The sequence below is a fragment of the Ameyamaea chiangmaiensis genome (assembly GCF_013376175.1).
Taxonomy (GTDB): domain Bacteria; phylum Pseudomonadota; class Alphaproteobacteria; order Acetobacterales; family Acetobacteraceae; genus Ameyamaea; species Ameyamaea chiangmaiensis.
Genome location: NZ_JABXXR010000186.1, coordinates 1 through 4,403, shown reverse-complemented (window position 1 = coordinate 4,403; position 4,403 = coordinate 1). Strand labels below are relative to the sequence as shown.

The window sequence follows — 4,403 nt, the reverse complement described above, 5'->3', positions numbered from 1 at the left end:
CGCGCTTCCGGTATGATGCCGGCGTTGCGGGGCGGCATCGGCGCCGTGCGCGCAGACCGGCGGGTTTCACGCCGCATCGCCGTCCGGCCAGGCGTCTGTCTGGCCCCTTCCTGTTGCCTTCCCTCTGGCCACTCCGGCCGGCGGCCTCCTGACGAAACGGACCCGTCTTGACCGATACTTCCGACCTTCCCGAGCAGCCGTCGCCCCCGGGGCCGCCGTCCGACATGACGCCGGTCACCATCGAGCAGGAGATGCAGACCTCCTACCTCGCCTATGCGATGTCGGTGATCGTCAGCCGCGCCCTGCCGGACGTGCGCGACGGGCTCAAGCCCGTGCATCGCCGCATCCTGTATGCGATGCGCGAGAGCGGGTTCACCCACGACAAACCCTATCGCAAGTCGGCCCGCGCGGTCGGTGACGTGATGGGTAAATACCATCCGCACGGCGATGCCTCGATCTATGACGCCATGGTGCGCATGGCGCAGTCGTGGTCGATGCGCGTGAAGCTGATCGACGGTCAGGGCAATTTCGGCTCCGTCGATGGCGATTCCCCGGCGGCCATGCGGTATACCGAGGCCCGTCTGGCGCGGGCATCGTCCTATCTGCTGGACGATATCGACCGCGATACGGTCGATTTCCAGCCCAACTACGACGAATCCGAGAACGAGCCGCGCGTCCTGCCGGCGGCGTTCCCGAACCTGCTGGTCAACGGCGCGTCGGGCATCGCGGTCGGCATGGCGACGAACATCCCGACCCATAATCCGGGCGAGATCATCGACGCGACGCTGGCGCTGATCGCCGACCCGACGCTCACGCTCGACGACCTGATGAAGATCGTCCCCGGCCCGGATTTCCCGACCGGTGGCATCATTCTGGGGCGGTCGGGCATCCGCAGCGCCTTCGCGACCGGCCGCGGTTCGGTCATCATCCGCGCCCGCGCGGAGATCGAGGAGGTCCGCCGCGACCGCAAGGCGATCATCATCACCGAGATCCCGTATCAGGTGAACAAGGCCACGCTGCAGGAAAAGATCGCCGAACTGGTCCGCGCCAAGCAGATCGAGGGCATTTCCGACATTCGCGACGAGAGCGACCGGTCGGGCATGCGCATCGTCATCGAGATCAAGCGCGACGCGACCCCGGAGGTCGTCCTCAACCAGCTGTATCGCTTCACGCAGCTTCAGTCCTCGTTCGGTGTGAACATGCTGGCGCTGGACAACGGCCAGCCGCGCCTGATGGGGCTGAAGGACGTCATCGAGGCGTTCGTCACCTTCCGCGAGGACGTGATCCTGCGCCGGGCGCGCTTCGACCTGAACAAGGCGCGCGATCGCGGCCATCTGCTGGTCGGTCTGGTGATCGCGGTCGCCAACATCGACGCGGTGATCGCCCTGATCCGCGCGGCCCCGGACGCCGCCTCGGCCCGCGCCGCGCTGATGGAGCGCGCATGGGACGCGGCCGATGTCGCGCCGCTGCTGGATCTGATCCATGACGAAGGCAACGTGATCGCGGACGGCAAGGTTCACCTGACCGAGGCACAGGCACGCGGCATCCTCGACCTGCGCCTGCAGCGCCTGACCGGGCTGGAGCGCGAGAAGATCCAGCAGGAACTCGACGAAGTCGCGATCCGCATCAACGAACTGCTGGAGATCATCGCCAGCCGTCCGCGCCGTATGGAAGTCATGCGCGACGAACTGCTGCAGGTGCGCGCCGAAATCGCATCGCCCCGCATGACCGAGATTTCGGACGTGGCGGGCGACCAGACCGACGAAAGCCTGATCGAACCCGGGCTGATGGTCGTGACCATCACGCGTGACGGCTTCATCAAGCGCACGCCGCTCGAGGTATTCCGCGCCCAGAATCGCGGCGGCCGGGGTCGCACGGCGGCGGGCATGCGTGGCGACGACGTGATCGTGCGTTCGTTCAACGCGCACACGCATCAGTGGGTGCTGTTCTTCTCCTCCGGCGGCAAGGCCTACCGCGAGAAGGTCTGGCGCCTGCCCGAGGCCAGCCCGACGGCCAAGGGGCGCGCGCTGGTCAACCTGCTGCCCGATCTGGGCAGCGACAGCATTACCGCCGTCCTGCCCCTGCCGCAGGACGAGACGCTGTGGGAGAACCTGCACCTTGTCTTCGCCACGGCCAGCGGCAACGTGCGCCGCAACCGCCTGAGCGATTTCCGCAACATCCGCTCCTCCGGCCTGATCGCCATGAAGCTGGACGACAGCGACCGCCTGATCGGCGTCGCCACCTGCCGCGAAGGGCAGGACGTGTTCCTGGCGACGCGCAAGGCGCGCTGCATCCGCTTCCAGATCACCGACGACACGCTGCGCGTTTTCGCGGGCCGCGACTCGTCGGGCGTACGCGGCATCCGTCTGGCCGAAGGCGACGAGGTCAACAGCCTGTGCGTGCTGAACCATGTCGAGGCGACGGTGGACGAACGCGCGGCCTATCTGCGCATGGCCAACGCCCGTCGCCGCGCGGAAACCGCCGCCGGGGAGGAGGGTGAAGAGGTCGAGGCCGAAATCCTCGCCGATGACGAGGAACCCGCCGGCGACGCCCCCATCACACCCGAACGCTTCACCGAGCTTGAGGCGGCCGAGGAGATCCTGCTGACCGTCAGCGATCTTGGTTTCGGACGCCGGTCCTCGGCCTATGACTATCGCGTCAGCGGTCGTGGCGGCCAGGGCATCGCCAACATGACCTTCGCCAATCCGAAACGCGGATCGGCCGTGGTGGCGACACTGCCGGTGCTAAACGGCACGGATGTGATGATGGTCACCGACGCGGGGCGCCTGATCCGGGTGCCGGTCGACCAGGTGCGCGTGATGGCGCGTCAGGCCGGAGGTGTCACGCTGTTCCGCGTGTCGTCCGGCGAGACGGTGACCAGTGTCTTCCCGGTTCTGGAAGAGGACGGCGAGGATGCCGAGGGGCCGGACGCCCCCGCCTCCGATACCCTGGACGACGGTGCGACGCACGACGATGCGCCCGAGCCGTCGGATGGCTGAGGCGGTGGAGCGCGCCGGGTTCTATCCCGGCACGTTCGATCCGGTGACCCTGGGTCACATGGACATCATCGAACGCGCCTCGGCCATGCTCGACCGGCTGGTGGTGGGCGTCGCGACAGGCGCGACCAAGACGCCGTTGCTGGACCTGACCACCCGGATCGAATGCATTGAGGCCGCCGTCGTGCCGCTGCTGGCGCGGGGACGGCGGATCGAGGTCATCGCGTTCGATACGCTGCTGGTCAGCGCCGCCCGCGCACAGGGCGCGCAGGTTATCGTGCGGGGTCTGCGCGCGGTGACCGATTTCGACTACGAGGCACAGATGACGGGGCTTAACCGTGAGATGGCCCCCGATCTGGACACGATTTTTCTGATGGCGACAGAGAAGCGGCGCTGCGTCGCCGCCAGCAGGGTACGGGAAATCGCGCGACTGGGGGGTGACATCACCCCCTTCGTGCCCGACCATGCGCGCCGCATGGTGCTGGCCCGGCTGGCTGGCGCCTGATTTTTTTCATCAAGGATAACGACGATGAGCGAGACCCAGGACCTTCTGATCATGGAGCTGAAATCCGGCCGGGTGGTGATCCGCCTGCGCCCGGACATCGCGCCGCTGGCCACCGAGCGCCTGCGCACGCTCGCGGCCGAGGGCTTTTACGACAACACGCCGTTCCATCGCGTGATCGAGGGCTTCATGGCCCAGGGCGGCGACCCGACCGGCACCGGCACCGGGGGCTCCAAGCTGCCGGACCTCAAGGCCGAATTCACCCGCGCCGCCAAGTTCAATCGCGGCACGGTCGGCATGGCCCGCACCATGAACCCCGACAGCGCGAACAGCCAGTTCTTCATCATGTTCGAGCCCGCGCCGCACCTTGATGGCCAGTACACCATCGCCGGCGACGTGATCGAAGGGATGGAACTGATCGACCAGGTCAAGCGCGGCAGCGGCTCCGGCGGCACCGTGAAGGATCCGGACCGGATCGTCAGCCTGCGCCCCGCCAGCGCCTGATCTCCGGCCTCCGGGTCTCGCATGCCTTGACTTCCGCGTCATGGGGCGATACCCGGAGCGCGGTCCCCGCGACCCGCAACTGTGAGAGCCGGTAGCTCAGCCGGTAGAGCATTCGACTTTTAATCGAATGGTCGTGGGTTCGAGTCCCACCCGGCTCACCACGCGCGCCAGCGGTTTTCCCCTCGACACACGAGGGTGACGGGGACCTTTCTCCTCTCGCAGTATTGGTCCGGACAGCCCCCCGTCGGCGCCCTCAGGGTGTCTGCGCCGCGTCCGGCATCGGCAATCCCGCTCGCCCGAACCAGTCGCGCGCGCGGTCCTTGTCCCCCTGCGCCTGCGCGGCGTCCGCCGCACGCCGCCACAGCGTGCGCGCCCGGGCCGGGTCCACGCCGTCCTCCGCC

General features: G+C 67.7%; 3 protein-coding genes and 1 tRNA gene. All 4 read left to right on the top strand.

Features of this window, described 5'->3' with window-relative positions; translation table 11 throughout:
* The first annotated feature begins 167 nt into the window (after nucleotides 1–167).
* The 4 genes from gyrA (at nucleotide 168) to HUK82_RS14665 (ending at nucleotide 4,163) form a co-directional block, all read left to right on the top strand.
* The gene (gyrA, locus tag HUK82_RS14680) at nucleotides 168–2,999 is read left to right on the top strand and encodes a DNA gyrase subunit A (protein ID WP_373318217.1); all 2,832 of its coding nucleotides are present in this window, start codon (nucleotides 168–170) and stop codon (nucleotides 2,997–2,999) included.
* Nucleotides 2,992–3,501, top strand: coding sequence for a pantetheine-phosphate adenylyltransferase (coaD, locus tag HUK82_RS14675; RefSeq protein ID WP_176614661.1), 510 nt, complete (start codon nucleotides 2,992–2,994; stop codon nucleotides 3,499–3,501). Before gyrA ends, coaD begins: the two co-directional genes overlap by 8 nt.
* A 24-nt stretch (nucleotides 3,502–3,525) precedes the next feature.
* Entirely contained in the window at nucleotides 3,526–4,002 is a 477-nt protein-coding gene (locus HUK82_RS14670; protein ID WP_176614660.1) for a peptidylprolyl isomerase, read from the top strand.
* Between the two features lie 85 nt (nucleotides 4,003–4,087).
* A tRNA-Lys gene (locus HUK82_RS14665) sits at nucleotides 4,088–4,163 on the top strand.
* Nucleotides 4,164–4,403: the final 240 nt, after the last annotated feature.

Excerpts from the sequence above, each read along its gene's own strand:
- coaD (WP_176614661.1), top strand. The coding sequence starts at position 2,992 with ATGGCTGAGGCGGTGGAGCGCGCCGGGTTCTATCCCGGCACGTTCGAT.
- HUK82_RS14670 (WP_176614660.1), top strand. The coding sequence starts at position 3,526 with ATGAGCGAGACCCAGGACCTTCTGATCATGGAGCTGAAATCCGGCCGG.